Consider the following 16825-nt stretch of genomic DNA (forward strand, 5'->3'; position numbering starts at 1 on the left):
GCGTCGGGAACAAAATCGCCGGGATGAGCACGCTGAAGGCGAACGCGATCCAGAAAAGCGCTTTTTGCAAGCCGGTCGCCGGCGCCGGTACGGCGGCCGTCGATTCCGTCACGGACTTGCGCAGGAACGGCGCTTTGAGCAGCAGGCCGATCAGCGGGACGAACATCAGGAAGAAGCCGACGAGCGCGACGCCGTTGAAGGCTTCCTTCAGCCACCAAATTTGATTGCCCGAGCCCAGCTCCGACCGGATGTCGGACGTGGCGACGCCTTCGAACGCATGGTTGTAAAAATCGATCAAGTTGGCCGTGACCGTCGGCGAGAAGTGGTTCCACGGGTGGGTCTGATTCGGCGTGAAAATGATGCGCTCGCCCGTCTCCGAAGGCCGGACCGCCTTCTCCTCCACCAGAACGTCGCCCGACTGCACGGTATAAAACTTGCCGGCCTCGGCCTGCTGATCCGCCGGCACGCCGAGAAACGATTTGCCCGACAGCGTCGCGACGAAATCCTTGCGCGTAACGGTTCCCTGCACTTCCAGCTCCGACGGAGTTTTCTCCGCGTCTGATTTGTTGAAGAAAAATTCATCGTATTGCCCCCGATCACCCCGACCGTGCGGCTGCCGAAGGCGGCCTGGAGCTGATCCTGCGGCGCGACCGCGGAGGCGTAGGAGAAGTCCGCGCCGACGGCGATGCCCGCATGAATCATGCGGTGCCCGGCCTGCAGGGCGTTCATCTCGTCGAAATACATGGCGAGCAGCGACGAGAACCCGCCCATGGAGTGGCCGCTGACGGCGACGTAGGCGTTGCCGTTCTCGTCCTTCAGGGTGTACGGCTGGTCGTAAATATATTTGGCCGCGTCGAACTGGGAATAGATCCAGAACGTCGAGAACATCTGGTCGACCGGAATGTCGGTCGTCCAGCGGGAGTCGCCGTGGTCGTATTGGTCCAGCGCCAGGACGATGTAGCCCCGTCTGGACATTTCGATAGCGGGCGCGTCCTGCATTTCCTTCGAGTTCAAATAGCCGTGCGTCGTCACGATGACCGGCCGCGGATTGTCGGGGCCCGCTCCCTCCGGCATGTACAGCAGCCCGTGAAGCTGGCCGTGATCGGCATCGAACGAGATTTCCTTTACTTTTACCGAGTAGAACGAGGTGTGGAACATGCCGGCCAGGAAGCTTCCGACGATCATAAGCGCCAACGAAATGGCCAGCAGCCCCTGCGGCTTTTTCCAAAACGATCGAGATTGTGCCATGTGCAGACTCCTTCTGAGTTTTATTAGCGGGTGACAGCGCTGTCATTCCCTTGCCGAATGAAAAAAACCACAACGCCATCGACCGCGCGATTCGCGCAGCCAAGTGTTGTGGTGTCTCCCGTTCTCCAACCCGCTATTAATTTGTGATCATTATAACACGGAAAATTTGGGTTGAATAGCCCTTCGCGGGAGTTGGGCCCGGACGGGAGGCCTGCTACAATAAAAGGAACCCCTGCCGGATTCCCGGCGGCGGTCATCGGGCATGATGCGCAGTACCTATTCGAAAATAGACCGGACGAAGGAGCGGCTGAAGATGAACGACGAAACGTTGGACTGGGCCGGCGCCATGAGGCTCGTGGATCGGCTTGACGCGGAGGCCGCCGCCGATCCGCTGGAGGCGTTCGCTCTCGACGAGCTGCTGTGCAGGCGCGCCGGCGAGACCGGGGAGGCTTTCTGCCATATGTGGCGGCATCCGAACGCCTTCGTGCTCGGGCAGCGCGACAGCCGGCTGCCGCACGCGGCGGAGGCGGCGCGCTGGCTGGAATCGCAGGGCTGGCAGGTCGTCGTGCGCCATTCCGGCGGCGCGGCGGTGCCGCTCGATGCCGGCGTCGTCAATCTCTCGCTTATTTTTCCGAAAAGCGGCGGCGCGGGCGCGCATTTTCGCCAGGACTTCGAGCGGATGTACGCGCTCGTTCGCGAGGCTCTCGCCTTCGCCGGCGTCGCCGTGGACAAAGGCGAGATCGCGGGCGCCTATTGCCCCGGCGACTACGATCTTAGCATCGCGGGCCGCAAGTTCTGCGGCATCGCCCAGCGCCGGCAGCTGCGCGCCGCCTGCGTGCAGGCGTTCGTCGTCGCGGGCGGAGCCGGCGACGACCGGACGCGCCTCGTGCGCGCGTTCTACGAACGCGCCGCGCCAGGCGCGGAGCCGTCCGCCTACCCGCGGGTGGCGGACGGCAGCACCGCCAGCCTCGAAGAGCTGGCGGGCTTTGGCGCGAACGCGGCGCGCGCGTTCGCGGACGCGGTCCGGCGCGCGATCGGGCGCCGGCAGGGCGCGGCGGGCGCCGCTGCGGCATTCGGCGCCGCCGGGGCAGCCGCCGCCGGGACCGCCGGGGCCGGGGCCAACGCCGCCGGCGAGCCCGGCCCGCTTGCCGGCCGGCCCGCCGAACCGGCCCCGCTCGCTGTCCCGGCCCCGCTTGCCGTCCCGCCCGCCGAACTGCCGGCCGCGGCCGACATCCGCGCCATGGCCGAAACGCTTCGGCAGCGGTACCGCCCGCGGAGCCAGTAGCTCGTTCCTGCCGAGCAACATTTGTGCTCGGCTATGAGGCTTTCGACCGTCCCGGCCCGGTTATGGGCGGGAACCCGGGAACCGAATGGGGTTGGGGTCGGTTTGGCTTTGACGCGGCGGGATGCGGTTATGCCGATTGGCGCCAAGCGCTAAGACGAAGGTTCGTACGAAACCATACAAAAACGTCCACAGAACCGCCCAACAGACCGATTTTGTATGAAAAATCATACAAACGGCATCACAAAAGCGCCAAATGACGGAGTTTTGTATGAAATATCACACAAAAACGCCAGCAGAACCGCCCGACGAGCCAATTTTGTACGAAAAATCATACAAATGTCTTCGAAAAAGCGCCAAATGACCGGATTTTGTATGAAATATCACACAAAAACGCCAGCAGAACCGCTTGGAGGCCGGCTTTGCAGAGTAATCGTATGGTTCACGGACAGGCGGATGGAGAAATTTTAAATATTCCTTTACAAGAATATTCCGTTCATGGTATATTCGATTCGAGGTACGGTTTACGAACCGAGGAAACGAGGTGGATCGCATGATTCAAACCGAAGTTGCAATCTCCGCCGTACTTCGCGCAACATGGCTTAAAGGAATGGCCAGATGATGGAAACCGCGATATTCAGCGCGCTGGCCGAGCCCCATCGGCTGCGCATCGTCGAGCTTTTGAAAAACGGTCCCCTGACGGTGAACGAGATCGCCGAGCGCCTGCAAATCCGGCAGCCCCAAGCCTCGAAGCATTTGCGCGTCCTGCTGGAGGCCGGGCTCGTCGAAGTCGAAGCGGTCGCCAACCGCCGGAATTACAGGCTGCGGTCGGAGCCGTTCCAGACGCTGTACGATTGGCTGAAGCCTTACCTCAACGTTTGGAACGAGCGTTTCGACAATCTCGATATTTACCTGCAGAAGCTGCAAGCCCAGGAAGACGATCAGCCCGAATAATGACCCTGTCAACCCAAATCCAGGGAGGAGTCGCGCATGTCGAACCGGATGTCGATCAAAGCGGAAGGCCGGGAGTTTACGATGGAGAGGATTTTCGATGCGCCCCGCGAGCTTGTGTTCAAAGCGTTTTCGGAAGCGGAGCATTTAAAGCAATGGTGGGGGCCGAGAGGCTGGGAGCTGACGGCGTGCGACATCGATTTCCGTCCCGGCGGCGTCTGGCATTACTGCATGAAATGCATGGACCCGAATCAGGGAGATTTCTACGGCATGGAATCCTGGGGCAAATCGGTCTATCAGGAGATCGTCCCGAACGAAAAGATCGTCTATATCGACTACTTCTCCGATGCCGAAGGCAACATTTCGGAGGACATGCCGGCTCCCGAATCTACGGTGGTTTTTCAAGAGCATGAGGGCAAGACCAAGGTAATCAGCATTTCCCGGTACGATACCCCCGAAGCGCTCAAAACCGTTGTGGATATGGGCATGGAGGAAGGGGTCACCCAAACGTGGGATCGTCTGGCCGAGCACCTGCAGGCGGCACAACCATAAAACGGCGTTTTCCGAGGGGGTGCCGCGGCGGATTTGTCCGCCCGCCGGCAGCCCCTTCCCTTTTCGCAAGCGGAGCTCATCCCCGCAGCAGCGCAAACGCCATGCCCGGCGACCCCAGCCGAATTTCACTGATGACGCAGGCCAGCATGAGCGCCTCCTGCAGCCGGCTTTGCCGGATGTCTCCCAGATCGATCATGTCTCGCCAGCCCAAGTCCTCCAGCAGCGATTTGACCTGATTTTTCGCGCGAGCGTCGTTGCCCGACACGAACATCGCGGGCATGCCGTCCCGGAAGCTCGGATGGACCATCCGACGGTCGCTGACCGTGTTCAGCGTTTTGACGACGCTGCTGTCCGGCAGCCACCGCTGAACGAGCTCGCCGGCCGACGTGTCGCCGTACGTCAACCGCGGACCGTCTTCGAAACGGACGGCGTTGGTGACGTCGACGACCGTTTTGTTTTTCAAAACTCCGGGCTCCAGACGTTCGAGCGCCTCCTTCAAGCCGTCCCAGGGCAAAGCCGCGAAGACCGGATCGCCGAACCTTGCCGCTTCGTTCAAGGATACGACGTCCCCTTTTCCCCCCGCCTCCCGCTTCCATTCCCGATGCTTCGCATGCTCGGGGTCGCGGCTGCCGATGCGGACTTCATGACCCGCCCGGATCAGCCCCTCGCCTATGGTTTTTCCCACGCGTCCTGCGCCGAAAATGCCGATCTTCATGAATACCCGCTCCCTTCTACGGGAGATTATAGGAGCCGAGCCCGCGGGCCGGCAATAAGGCACTTTTTCGTTTCCCGCCCATGCCGCATGCGAATGCATTATAATATGAATAAAAAAACGGAGGACGCGATGAAACGATGCCCGCTCAATTGAACGATTGTCCCGTGGAGCGCGTGTTTTCGATGCTGAGCGGCAGATGGAAGATCCCGATTTACCGACACTTGCACACCAGCCGGGGGCCCGTGCGTTACAGCGAATTGCTGCGCCATCTCCCCGCCATTTCCGGAAAAATGCTGACCGAACAACTCCGCGAGCTGGAAGCCGACGGGATTGTCGAAAGAACGGTCACCCCGGATATCCCGCCCAAAACAAAGGTCGAATACTCCCTCACGCCTCAAGGGAGGTCCATGATCGGCTTTCTGGATCGGATGAGCGAATGGGGAATCGCGCATATCCGGAACTTGGGCCCCGAACAATGACAGGATGGCGCCGCTCCAACGTCCCGCCGACGCAAAGGCGCAATTTTTTATCGCCATTCGGCAACCTCCGGAAGGAGTCGGCCCGCCGGGAGACGAATGTGTTCACGATGATTCCGGCAAAGGAGGAAAACCGATGAACGCCGGGCAGCCCTTTATTTTACTCGTCACCGGAATTATGGCGAGCGGCAAATCGACCGTCTCGCAGCTGTTGGCCGAACGGTTCGACCGGTCCGTGCATTTGCGCGGGGACATTTTTCGAAAAATGATCGTCAACGACCGCCGGGAAGTGCGGCCGGACTCGGACGACGACGGGCTGGACCAGCTGCGGCTCCGCTACCGGCTGGCCGCACAGGCCGCGGATGACTATCTGGAGGCGGGATTCAACGTCATCGTCCAGGACGTGGTCGTGGGACGAGTGCTGGAGGACTTTGTCTCGTACGTGCGGAACCGTCCGTTTTACGTCGTCGTGCTGTGCCCGAACGCGCAGGCCGTCGAGGCGAGGGAAGCCGCGCGGCCCAAGAAAGGCTACGGCATCTGGACCGTATCGGGCCTGGACGACGTGCTGCGCAAAGAGACGCCCCGGATCGGGTGGTGGCTGGATTCGTCCGAGCTGACGCCGGAGGAGACCGCCGACGCCATTCTGCGGCAATTCCGGGAAAAGGCGCTTGTCGCCGAGTAGCGGCGCTGCGATCCGACGAAGGATAAGCCCGTTTTCCATCAGCCGGTGCCGGAAGCCGCTTGTCCGAGAACGACGCGAGCCTGCTCGGCATGAGCACGACACGCTCATCCCCGCCGACAAGGTGCAGGGTCCCGCGCGGAACAGCCGAATTTTGCACGCTGCCGAACTGCGGCGGGACGGGCTCGAGCAGCTTCGGCAGGCCCGCGCGAGCATAACCGGTAAAATGAAGTCTCCCGACAGACTAGAGCCGCGCAGGTATGATATACTCGGGCTATGACAAACGAGACGATGCATCGCGATAAAGGGGCCTCCGGCAAAACGTGCCGGCAATGCCTCGAATTCAAGCCGCTGGCGGAGTTTTCCGGCAGAAGCGGCAGAAGATCCGGCCGCAGGAGGCGCCGCGGCGTCTGCCGCGAATGCCGGCGGAAGGAGCGGTCCGGCGCGGCGGCAAGCCCGGCCCTTCCCGCGCCGGCGGCTTCGGGGCCCGCCGCCGCGGACGCGGCGCCCGGGTCGGCGCCGGCAGTTCCGCTGGCGGCAGTTCCGCTGACGCCGGCGCAGCCGGCCGGCATGAACGCCGCCGGGCTCGCGATCCCGGACCCCGGTGCGGCGGCCCCGGAGTCCGGCGCGGAAACCGCGGAAGCCCCGGCGGCGGACGCTCCCAAGCCGAAGCGCAAGCGGCGGCGGCGCAAACGCAAAAAAGCGCATGCGGCGAACCCCGCTGCGCCTTCCGCCCAAGCTCAACCCCAAGCCCTGGCCAAAGCCAGGCCCGTCAAGCTCCCGGCCGATCCTCCTCCGGCTCCGGCCGGCCTGAGACCGACGAAGCAGGGCTTCGTCCGCATGCTCGGCAAGTCCGATAACGGCCGCCGCTGGTATCAGGAGATCGAGCCGGAGCTTGCGTTCATTCTCGTGCGCGAGCGCGCCGCCGTCGTCGCGAGCCGCCACACGATCCGGCGCCTGTACAGCAACAAGGAGTTTCGCCGGCTTATTCTGGAACGCGACAAGTATACGTGTTACTTCTGCGGACAATACGGGGACACGATCGACCATCTGCTCCCCCGCGCCAAAGGCGGCCATACGACTCCGGTCAACTGCGTTTGCGCCTGCAACCTGTGCAATCAGTCGAAAGCGGACCGCGACCTCGACGAATTCATTCGCGCTTCGGATTGAAGCGCCGAACGAACCCGCCGGGACGCGTCCGCTTTCGGCCGTTTCAGTCTTCGTTCGGCTGCGAAACGATATGCCGGACCCGGCCCACCTGGCCGTCCGTCAATCTCACCTTGATGCCGTGCGGGTGAAACGCCGACTTCGTCAGCAAATCCTTCACGATGCCGCGCGTCGTTTTGCCCGTTCGCTGGTCCTGCTTCAGCACGATGTCCACTTCCAGTCCCGGCCGGACATCGCCGCGGTTTTTCCCGTTTCCTTCCACCTGTCGTACCCTCCGCTGTCGGTATCTGTTCTGCCATCTTACCATACCGCAAGCCGAGGACGAAATTTCGGTCAGCTCAAATACCGGTCGGGCACGTATTCGATTTTCGATTCGGCGTCGATCGTCAGCGCCTGCCGACCGTCGTCGTACGCGACCGGTCCGTCTTTCACGTAGAACCACGTTTTGATCGTCGGCTCGTTTTCCTCCGAGTAATCCCGGAACACGAACACGTTAAGCTCGCGAGCCAGCTCCAGCAGCTCCTCGATTTCCGGGCCGCGGGGCGTCGTCACCGTAAACCGGTAGCCGCCGTCCGCTTTTTCCTCCAGCTTGTACGGAACGGGGCGCTTGCCCGTATCGATAAAAATTTTGCCCCCTACCGCATGCTTGACGATAAACGTTTCCTTCATCCCAAGCTCCCTCCTTTCGGCTTTCGGCCGCTTACGGCAAATCGATCAGCATCAAAAACGTCTCTTCCCCGCCGGCCGCAAGCGCGAGCTCCGGTTCGTCCGCGATCCGGGCTTCGTCGCGGGTGCCGAGCGCCAGGCCGTTCGCCGTCAAGCTTCCTTCGATAACAAACAGGAAAACCCGCCGTCCCTTCTCCTGCCGGAACGCAAGCTCCCGCCCCGCGTCCAGCCGGCTCAAATAAATCGTCAGGTCCTGCTCGACCTTGGCGACGCCTTCCGCAGGAACGGCCGCCGCCACCGGCAGCAGCGCATTGCGCAGCTTGGCCTGATCGTACCGGGCCGTCTCGTAGGAAGGCGTCAGCCCTCTTTCCCTCGGCATGAACCACAGCTGGAGCAGGTTCAGCTCCTCCGATTCGGACGGATTGTACTCCGCGTGAACGACGCCGCTGCCCGCCGTAATCCGCTGCACTTCGCCTGCCGATGCGATTTCGACGTTGCCGAGGCTGTCCTCATGGCGGATTTGCCCCTTCAAGATGATCGAGACGATCTCCATATCGCTATGCGGATGAGCGCCGAAGCCCCGTCCCGGAGCGACAAAATCGTCGTTGCACACGCGCATGACGCCGAAGCCGCTGTTTTCCGGATCGACATATTCTCCGAACTGGAAGCTCGGGCGGCTTTTCAGCCAGCCCAGATCCGTCTTGTGGCGCAATCGCTCGGGATAAAGTTGAATCATGGGACGCCTCCTCTTTTTTATAAAATCGAAAGTAACTAACCGAATTGTAGTTGAATCTCGGCGGAATCACAACCGCGTTTTTGGCGGACATAACGGGAGCCCCGCTTCGAACGTCTCCGGAGCCCGGAACGGCGGGGGTTCGCCGTCTTTGCCGTCACCTTTTGCCCTTGTTTTTCCAAGCATAAGCTTCTTTTGCGAAACTAATTCCGCATGGCCCGCGTCTAATCAATGGATCTTATTTCCAATGTCGCAGGAGGCTCCCGATATGCAGGCTTCATCCTTGATTAGCAAAAAATGGATCGCTTTAACCGCCGTGTTCGCGTTGGCCGCGGCCTTGTTCGCCGGTTTCCGTCCCGGCACCTCTTCCGCCGCCGGAACGCCGGACGATCCGCCTCCGGTTAACGTCCCCTCGTACCAGTGGGCGTACAACATCAAGCAATCGAATCCGGAAATCGCTTTGAAAAAAGGCACGACGTTTCTGTCGCTGAACGAGCTGTCGACCCTGTTCTCCGATCTGGTGCTGTCCTACGACCAGACGACCCGCTACCTGATCGCGACCGCTCCGAACCTGCGGCTGAAGTGGCGCGTCGGCTCTTCCAAGGCGCTCATCAACGACTCGGTGCATGCGATGTCGACGGCTCCATTTTTGAAAAACGGAACGCTGTTTGTTCCGCTGAGAGACATCGTCATGGTCGCCGGCGCTACGATGAAGCTGGACACGAGCGGCACCCTGCTCGTCGACTACGGCCCGCGAAGCCTGCTTGGAGGCAGCCCGGCCGGCTGGTACTGGGTGCGCAAGGACAACGGAAACGTCTATACGGCAGTCGGCTCCGAAATGCCGCGAAGAATCGGCTATTCCGGCGTACGGGTCACCCAATACGGGTACCTCGACGTGAAAAAGACGGGCGAAACCTCGCTGCTGCTTACGGTCACCCATTCGCACGGCGAGCCTGCGCTCGGCACCGACATTTATCGCCTGGTCGTATCCGGAGGAAAGCTCGTGCGGGAGACGGCCGTGGAATACTACGGCATGGCCCGCGCGCAGAGCGTCGAGGAGGCGGACGGCCTGCTCGTCCTGCTGGACGGCTCGGAGCTGCAGCTCGTCCGCCCGGACGGCTACGTGCAGGAGCGGTTCGATCTGAAGGCGCTGGGCGGCTACGACGACACGTATACCGTGGAGTATGCATCGGTCGAGGATCGGCTGCTGCTGATCCGGCCTTATATCCGCGGCACGACCCTGCTCGTCGATTTGCGGGACGGCTCGGCTGCCGCGCTGTACAAGGAGCTTCTGTCCGAGGAGGAAATTACGCGGATCGAAACGACGGAGCCCAGTCCGTTTGTTCCGGATGCGGCCGACAATTTAACGTTCGTGAAGCGCGACGGAGACAGCTTCGTTTTCGACTATCGCAACCTGTTCACCGGGGAACAGTCGCAGCTGACCTACACGCTGCAATAGCGCCGCCGCGCGCATACGGTTCATAAGCGAACGGGGCTGTCCGCCAGGTCAGATTTGACCCTGTGGACAGCCCCTCGCATGATGCGCCGCCGGGCCGATTGCGCCCCATGAGGTGCACATGGTGCGCTTCTTCGGCCTCGCCGGCGCCGTTAGCGCCCCATGTGGTGCACGGGGCGCGCTTCTTCGGCCTCGCCGGCGCCGTTAGCGCCCCATGTGGTGCACGGGGCGCGCTACTTCGGCTTCGCCGGCGCCGCTTGCGCCCCATGTGGTGCACGGGGTGCGCTACTTTAGCTTCGCCGGCGCCGCTTGCGCCCCATGTGGTGCACGGGGTGCGCTACTTCGGCCTCGCCGGCGCCGCTTGCGCCCCATGTGGTGCACGGGGTGCGCTTCTTCGGCTTCGCCGGCGCCGCTTGCGCCCCATGTGGTGCACGGGGTGCGCTTCTTCGGCTTCGCCGGCGCCGCTTGCGCCCCATGTGGTGCACGGGGTGCGCTTCTTCGGCCTCGCCGGCGCCGTTAGCGCCCCATGTGGTGCACGGGGTGCGCTTCTTCGGCCTCGCCGGCGCCGCTTGCGCCCCATGTGGTGCACGGGGTGCGCTACATTAGCCTCACCGGCGCCGCTTGCGCCCGTGTGGTGCACGGGGTGCGCTACTTCGGCTTCGCCGGCGCCGATACTCCCTCACGTTTCTGCCTCATGCAGCCCGCCGGACGGACTTCTTCGGCCGCTTTACCTTCTGCCCCGCTGCGGCTTCGGCTTCCCGCCGCCGCCCGGTCCTTTGCGGCCGGCCGATGAAAACGCCGGCTTGGGCGGGCGGCCGCCCCTGCCTCCGGGGCCCGCCTCCCTGCCCGGTCGGCCCGCGGGCCCGGCTCCCCTGCCGGTCCGGCCGCCAGCCCCGGCACCGCGGCCCGCTTGCCCGCCGGCTCGCGAGCCCCATGCGCCCGGCGCGTTTCCGCCGTCGCCGCTCCGGGCGCCAAAGCCGCGCCCGCCCGGCGGCCTGCCGCTCGCGCCGGATGCGCCGCCCCGGCCCGCGCCGCCGCCGAACGCGCCGCTCCGCTCGCCGCGACCGGCTCTGCCTCCGGGCCCGGCGCTTCGCCCGCCCCGCTCGCCGCCGCCCGCCGCGGCTCCGGTCCTACGGCCGGCGCTTCCGGGCGCCCCGGCTCCGCCGCCAGCGCCCGCGAACCGCCCGCCGCGAGCCCGCGGTTCCCGCTCGCCTGCGCCCGCACCTGCTTCAGCGCCGTCGGCCCGAGCCCCGCGCGGCGTCGGCACGCCCGCCCGGCGCTCCAGCTCCTGGCCGATGCCGTATTCGATGACGCCGAGCTCGGCCCGGTCCTTCGGCGCGACGAACGTAATCGCCATGCCCGCGCTTCCCGCACGGCCCGTCCGGCCGATGCGGTGAATGTAGCTTTCGGTGTCGTGGGGAATGTCGTAGTTGTAGACATGGGTCACCCCTTCGACGTCCAGACCGCGCGCGGCGATGTCGGTCGCCACCAGCAGCTGCAGCTTCGCCTCGCGGAACCGCTTCATCACCTGCTCCCGCTTCGCCTGCGACAAATCGCCGTGAAGCTCGTCGGAGGCATAGCCCATCGCCTGCAAAGCGGCGTTAAGCGTCGAAGCCCGGCGTTTCGTCCGGCAGAAAATCATGCCCAGGAAGGGCTGCGTCTCCTCCAGCATCGCTACCAGCGCCGCCTGCTTGCCCCGGTCCGTCGTTTCGACGACGAGCTGCTTGATGTCTTTTACCGTTACTTTCGGGCTTTTGACGGTGACATGTTCCGGATTCCGCAAAATCCGGCCCGCCAGCTCGCGGATTTTCTCCGGCATCGTCGCCGAGAACAGCAGCGTTTGCCGCCTCGCCGGCACCGCCCGCAAAATGTCCTCCACCTCGGTCAAAAAGCCCATGTGCAGCATTTGATCCGCTTCGTCCAGCACGAGCGTCGAAACCGTCGACAGGTCCACCGTTTCCCGGCGCATATGATCGAGCAAACGGCCCGGCGTCGCGATGATCAAATGAACCCGCCCGGCCAGCTTCTTCATTTGCGCTTCAACGTCCTGCCCGCCGTAAACGGCAAGCACGCGCACGCCCTCGTCCGGAACGAGGAACCGCTTCACTTCCTCCGTAATCTGCAGCGCCAGCTCCCGTGTCGGCGTCACGATCAGCCCTTGAAGCGACTCCGAACCAACGTCGATCTTCTCCAAAATCGGCAGCACGAACGCCAGCGTTTTGCCCGTGCCCGTTTGCGCCTGGCCGATCATATCCTTACCTTGCATGACGACCGGAATCGCCATCTCCTGAATCGGAGTCGGCTGCTTTATCCCTTGAACGTTCAGAACGGCCGACCGTTCTTCCGAAATTCCCAACTTCGCGAAGCTTGTCACGAAAGCACCCCATATTCGAAAAATGTAACGCCATCTGCCGTCCGCCGGCCGCAAGCCAAGGCGGCAAAGCGGCCGCTTCTGTCCGCCGCTCCGATCGCCGTTCGCATCCTTCCCGGCCGACCGCCGCGCGGCAACGTTTCACCTATCGTACCATAACGGCGGGATGCTGAGCCAACGGGATATCGGCGAGAGGTCCGAAAAAAAGCAAAATCCGGATCCCCGATTTCCTCGCCGAATCCGGACCGCCATTCCGAATCCGGCCTTGCTCCGGACGCGCAGCTCCCCGCCCGAGAGTCCGGACAGCCGGATGCGCTTGTTCAGGCCGATCACGATCCGCCGTAAGCATCGCGCCCTCCCGCCCGCCCGGCCGGCCTCGCCGCTTCCGGCACCCGCGTCCGTCCCTATCGTCCGACCCCGATCCGGATGACGACCGCCGTTCCGAACCCGGCCTTGCTCCAGACGCGCAGCTCCCCGCCCGCGGGATCGGACAGCCGGATGCGCTTGTTCGTGTTCGCCAGGCCGATGCGATCGCCCGTCTCCGAATCGCCGGCCTTCGAATCGCCCGCGCTCTCCAACCGGGCCCGGATTTCCGCCAGGCGCCCGCGGCTCATGCCGACGCCGTTGTCGACGACCGCGATGCGGAGAAAATCCGCATCCCTGTCCATTTTAACCAGAATCGCGCCGTTCCCCTCTTTTTCCTTGATGCCGTGGTACAGGCTGTTCTCGATCAGCGGCTGCAGCAGCAGCTTGACGATCCGGCAGCCCCGGATTTCCTCGGGAATGTACCGCCACCGCACCTCGAACTTGTCCCCGTACCGCTCCTTCTGGATGGCGATGTAGTGCTTCGTGTACGTAATCTCCTCTTCGACATCGACGACCCGGTCGGGCGTATCGAACGAATACTTCAGGATTTCCGACAGGTGCCCCAGCATGCCGTTCGCCTCGTTCGGCCCGCCCGTCAGCCCCATCACCTTCCAGTTCAGCGTTTCCAGCGTATTGAACAAAAAATGCGGATTGATCTGCGACTGCAGCGCCAGCAGCTCCGCGGCCTGCAGCCGGTATTTTTTCTCCGACAGCTGCACGGTCAAGTAATGCTGCTCGATGAAATTGCGCGTCATCGTCTGGATGATGTAGTTGTACTCGTCCTGTCCCCTGGCCGGCTTCACTTCGGGAAGCGGAAGTCCCTTGCCGGCCGCTTTGATGATCGCGATCATCTGGCGGATGTGCCGCAGCGACCGCCGGGTCAGGAAATACGTCAGCACGAGTCCGAGCGCGAACGACAGGAACACGACGTACACCGTAAACTGACTCAAACGGAACGGCACCTGCACGAGCTCGTGCCGGGGAATGAGCGAGACGAACGTCCAGCCGCTGCTGGCCATCGTCAGCTTGGCGCCGTTGTAGGCGACGCCGTCCAGCTCCATGTCGAACGAATCGTCCTGCGCGGCAAGCCCGGTCGGCAACGATGCGCCGAACTCCGCCCCGCCGCCGGACTGAAACAGCGGCGTTCCGTTTTCGTCCAAAATAAAAAGCCGCTGGCCGGGCACCTGCTCGATGGACCGGAGCGTTTTGTCCATGTAATCGTTGTACACGTTCATGACGATGACCGCGTACGGCTTGTCGGTCAGCACGGAAGGGAGCGTCTTGTAGAAGGTCGTGACGGAAATCGGCCCTTCGAAGGAATAGCGGGTAATTTGCCGGCGGGAGGTCCACCTGTCTCCGGCCCCCGCGCGCGCTTCGAACTCGGCCTTCCACCCGACGTCGTGGAACCGGTCGAAGCTCGTGAGCCCCTCTCCGCTCGCGAGAAACTGCCCGTACGGATTAGGCACGTACATATAGATCGATTCGATGAAAGGCCGGGCGTTGGCCGGCGCGTTGACGTAATTGACCATCGATTCGATCAGGCGCAAATTGTCGAGCGACACCGTCAGCGTCCGCAGCACTTCCTCCACGCGAAACAGCGTCTGGGAATTGCCGAACACGATGGCGAGCGAGTCCATCTCGTTCAGGATCATGTCGGCGTTCCGTTCCAGCTGCTGCAAAATTTGCGTCTGCGTCGTATGAATCTCGCCTTGAATGTAGCGTTGGGTCAAATTAATCGACAGCACGCCGAGGACGCACGTCGGAATAAGCAGCGGAATGAGGAACAGCAAAAGGTTTTTCAGGAAAAATTTTCGGCGCATGGCGGTGCGGCGTCGGTGCGGCTGCTGCGAAACTCGCGCGGACTGAGCCCGAAATGCTTGCGGAACGTCCGGGTGAAATTTTTGGCGTAGCCGTAGCCGACCATTTCGCTGATTTCGTAGGTTTTGTAGCGGATATCCATCAACAGTTCGGCCGCTTTGGCCATTTTGACCCCGACGAGATAATCGGAGAACGTGTCTCCCGTCTTGTCCTTGAAGTATTTGCTCACGTAATGCGGGTTCATGTGCACCCTCGCGGCCGCTTCCTCGAGCGTCGCGTTCGGATAGTTTTCTTCCACGTAGCTTTTGATCGCGGCGATCACCTTCTCGTCGAAGGAAGCCCCGGAGGCGGGCGCGCCTGCGGACGAGCTTTCGTCCAGCTCCAGCTTGAGCGACGTAAACACCCGGCTCAGCTCGCCGAACTGGGTAGGCTTGACGATATAGTCGTGCACGTCGTAGGAAAGTGCCTGTTTGGCGTATTCGAAGTCTTTGTAGCCGCTCAGGAACACGACCTTCGTTTTGCTCTTCGTCTCGTGAAGGCGCTTGGCCACCTCCAGCCCGTTCATGACCGGCATCCGGATGTCGCACAGCAGCACGTCGACCGGCCGGCTGTCCATAAACCGGAGAGCCTCCTGTCCGTTCTCGCACAGGCCGACAAGCTCGTAGCCGGTTTCCGCCCAAGGGAAATACTGGGACAACCCGTTCCGGATCTCCTTTTCGTCGTCCGCCAGCAGCAGCTTATACATGAACGCGCACCTCCAGGCTGTGATCGAAGTCATATGCTACCGCATTCACCAGAATAATGGATTTCTTCTTTTTTTTACAGGGCGCCGACATAACCGTCCGCTCCTGCCCAAAACGCATTTGCACTCCGGATTCTCCCGGACCCGGGAATCCGGATACCTTTTGCGCAAACAAGCGGTTTACGGATACCTTTTGCCGTTTTGTATGCCTTTTCATAACCGGAGACGCCTCGTTATAGTAAGAGGGCAACCATATGAAAACAACCGAGGGGGCTTCATGAACATGAAACTGAAACGTTTCTCGAAGTGGGCCGGGCTGCTGTGCCTGGCGTTGACGGTCGCGGTGACGGCGGCTTGCTCGTCCGATTCCGGTTCTTCCGGAGCGGAAGAGGCCAAAGAAGAAAAAGCGACGCTTCGCTTCTCCTGGTGGGGGTCGGAAGTGCGGCATCAGGCGTTGCTCGAGGCTATCGATTTGTATATGGAGAAAAATCCGAACGTCACGATCGAGCCGGAATACGGCGGCTTCGACGGCTATTACCAGAAGCTGGTCACCCAGTTCGCCGGCGGAACCGCGCCCGACCTGACGCCGCTGTCCGTCGACTGGATCGAGGAGATCGCGGTCAAAGGCAATCTGGTGCTCGATCTGAACACGCTGAAGGATCACCTCAACCTGGATGCTTTCGATGCTGAGTTTCTGAACGATTACGCGACCTTCGACGGCAAGCTGATCGGGCTGCCGATGGGCGCGAACGGAATTGTAACCCTTTACAACCGGGAGTTTTTCGAAAAGTTCGGCATTTCGGAAAATACGAAATGGGACTGGAACACGATTCACGAAATCGGCAAAAAAGTCCACGAGCAGGACCCCGACGCCTATCTGCTCGGGCTGTTCGATTACCGGATTTTCCTGCAGCCGTTCGTGAACCAATTGACCGGCAACCAATGGATCAACGACGACAAATCGCTCGGCTTTGATGCCGCGGCGGCGGAAAAAGCCTTCGCCTACTACCGCCAGTTGCTCGACGACGGCGTCATTCAGCCGGTGGAAGAAAGCAGCCTGTATCCCGATTTGGCGGAAAACCTCCAATGGCAAAACGGCAACATCGGCATGATGTTCACGCTCGCGTCCACGATCGCCAAAGTAAAGTCGTACACGCCGGACGTCGGCGTCAGCATGTTCCCGGTGCCGGCCGACGCGAAAACGTCCGCCGTGCTGGTCAATCCGAGCAACCCGCTCGCGATCAACAAAGATACGAAGTATCCCGAAGAGGCGGCCAAATTCGCCAGCTGGCTGCTCACCGACCCGGAAGCGGCCCGGATTCTGAAGGACGTCTACAGCGTTCCGGCCGCCACCGCGAACGCGGCCATGCTCGCCGAGGAAGGGCTGATCGATCCGACCGTCGCCGAAGCGGTCGAGATCGCCCTGAGCAATCCGGGAGCGCCCGTCAACGGGCTCAGCAACAACAACGAGCTGAACCAGATTTCCCAGGACATTCTGGAGCGCGTCGCCTTCCGCAAGCTCGAACCGGCGCAAGCCGCCGAGGAGCTGACCTCGCGCCTGGCCGACAAACTGCAAACGATTAAGTAAAAAACGACGAACGGG

General features: G+C 62.2%; 16 protein-coding genes. 8 read left to right on the forward strand and 8 right to left on the reverse strand.

What is annotated here, in order from left to right; translation table 11 throughout:
- Nucleotides 1-294: 294 nt before the first annotated feature.
- Nucleotides 295-1248 carry an alpha/beta hydrolase family protein gene (locus JW799_RS28440; protein ID WP_240353196.1) on the reverse strand — a complete coding sequence of 318 codons (954 nt, stop codon included), beginning with the start codon at nt 1246-1248 and terminating at the stop codon, nt 295-297.
- Between the two features lie 313 nt (nt 1249-1561).
- Between JW799_RS28440 and JW799_RS07295 the strand changes: the two genes are divergently transcribed.
- From JW799_RS07295 to JW799_RS07305, 3 genes are all read left to right on the forward strand, one after another.
- Nucleotides 1562-2533 carry a lipoate--protein ligase family protein gene (locus JW799_RS07295; protein WP_205429281.1) on the forward strand — a complete coding sequence of 324 codons (972 nt, stop codon included), beginning with the start codon at nt 1562-1564 and terminating at the stop codon, nt 2531-2533.
- A 618-nt stretch (nt 2534-3151) separates the two neighbouring features.
- Nucleotides 3152-3484, forward strand: coding sequence for an ArsR/SmtB family transcription factor (locus JW799_RS07300; RefSeq protein ID WP_028598482.1), 333 nt, complete (start codon nt 3152-3154; stop codon nt 3482-3484).
- A 36-nt stretch (nt 3485-3520) separates the two neighbouring features.
- Nucleotides 3521-4033, forward strand: coding sequence for an SRPBCC domain-containing protein (locus tag JW799_RS07305; protein WP_028598481.1), 513 nt, complete (start codon nt 3521-3523; stop codon nt 4031-4033).
- A 76-nt stretch (nt 4034-4109) separates the two neighbouring features.
- Here JW799_RS07305 and JW799_RS07310 read toward each other — a convergent pair whose 3' ends face one another.
- A complete protein-coding gene (locus JW799_RS07310; RefSeq protein ID WP_205429282.1) occupies nt 4110-4748 on the reverse strand; it encodes an NADPH-dependent F420 reductase in 639 nt (212 codons plus the stop codon).
- 137 nt (nt 4749-4885) lie between these two features.
- On the opposite strand from JW799_RS07310, the gene JW799_RS07315 reads away from it, so the two are divergent.
- The 3 genes from JW799_RS07315 (at nt 4886) to JW799_RS07325 (ending at nt 7073) form a co-directional block, all read left to right on the forward strand.
- Nucleotides 4886-5227 carry a winged helix-turn-helix transcriptional regulator gene (locus JW799_RS07315; RefSeq protein ID WP_028598480.1) on the forward strand — a complete coding sequence of 114 codons (342 nt, stop codon included), beginning with the start codon at nt 4886-4888 and terminating at the stop codon, nt 5225-5227.
- A gap of 133 nt (nt 5228-5360) precedes the next feature.
- Nucleotides 5361-5906: a P-loop nucleotide/nucleoside kinase family protein gene (locus JW799_RS07320; RefSeq protein WP_080832368.1), complete on the forward strand. Its 546-nt coding sequence runs from the start codon at nt 5361-5363 to the stop codon at nt 5904-5906.
- 273 nt (nt 5907-6179) lie between these two features.
- Nucleotides 6180-7073 carry an HNH endonuclease gene (locus tag JW799_RS07325; RefSeq protein WP_240353197.1) on the forward strand — a complete coding sequence of 298 codons (894 nt, stop codon included), beginning with the start codon at nt 6180-6182 and terminating at the stop codon, nt 7071-7073.
- Nucleotides 7074-7116: 43 nt separating this feature from the next.
- On the opposite strand, the gene JW799_RS07330 is transcribed toward JW799_RS07325, so the two are convergent.
- From JW799_RS07330 to JW799_RS07340, 3 genes are all read right to left on the reverse strand, one after another.
- On the reverse strand, nt 7117-7332 hold the full coding sequence (locus JW799_RS07330) for a YwbE family protein (protein WP_028598479.1): 216 nt from the start codon (nt 7330-7332) through the stop codon (nt 7117-7119).
- Between the two features lie 71 nt (nt 7333-7403).
- Nucleotides 7404-7739, reverse strand: a complete 336-nt coding sequence (locus JW799_RS07335; protein WP_028598478.1) for a hypothetical protein — start codon at nt 7737-7739, stop codon at nt 7404-7406.
- A 31-nt stretch (nt 7740-7770) separates the two neighbouring features.
- Nucleotides 7771-8472 (reverse strand): pirin family protein, encoded by a 702-nt coding sequence (locus JW799_RS07340; protein ID WP_205429283.1) that lies wholly within the window; start codon nt 8470-8472, stop codon nt 7771-7773.
- A gap of 265 nt (nt 8473-8737) precedes the next feature.
- Between JW799_RS07340 and JW799_RS07345 the strand changes: the two genes are divergently transcribed.
- Nucleotides 8738-9928 (forward strand): copper amine oxidase N-terminal domain-containing protein, encoded by a 1191-nt coding sequence (locus JW799_RS07345; protein ID WP_205429284.1) that lies wholly within the window; start codon nt 8738-8740, stop codon nt 9926-9928.
- A gap of 724 nt (nt 9929-10652) precedes the next feature.
- On the opposite strand, the gene JW799_RS07350 is transcribed toward JW799_RS07345, so the two are convergent.
- The 3 genes from JW799_RS07350 to JW799_RS07360 all read right to left on the reverse strand — a co-directional run bounded on the left by JW799_RS07350 (nt 10653) and on the right by JW799_RS07360 (nt 15225).
- Entirely contained in the window at nt 10653-12299 is a 1647-nt protein-coding gene (locus tag JW799_RS07350; protein WP_338026235.1) for a DEAD/DEAH box helicase, read from the reverse strand.
- Nucleotides 12300-12700: 401 nt separating this feature from the next.
- Nucleotides 12701-14482 (reverse strand): cache domain-containing sensor histidine kinase, encoded by a 1782-nt coding sequence (locus JW799_RS07355; protein ID WP_205429285.1) that lies wholly within the window; start codon nt 14480-14482, stop codon nt 12701-12703.
- Nucleotides 14461-15225, reverse strand: coding sequence for a response regulator transcription factor (locus JW799_RS07360; protein WP_080832359.1), 765 nt, complete (start codon nt 15223-15225; stop codon nt 14461-14463). The genes JW799_RS07355 and JW799_RS07360 overlap by 22 nt, the downstream gene beginning before the upstream one ends.
- Nucleotides 15226-15505: 280 nt before the next feature.
- On the opposite strand from JW799_RS07360, the gene JW799_RS07365 reads away from it, so the two are divergent.
- Entirely contained in the window at nt 15506-16810 is a 1305-nt protein-coding gene (locus tag JW799_RS07365; protein WP_176220601.1) for an ABC transporter substrate-binding protein, read from the forward strand.
- The last annotated feature ends 15 nt before the right edge of the window (nt 16811-16825 follow it).

Source organism: Cohnella algarum (assembly GCF_016937515.1).
Classification (GTDB): domain Bacteria; phylum Bacillota; class Bacilli; order Paenibacillales; family Paenibacillaceae; genus Cohnella; species Cohnella algarum.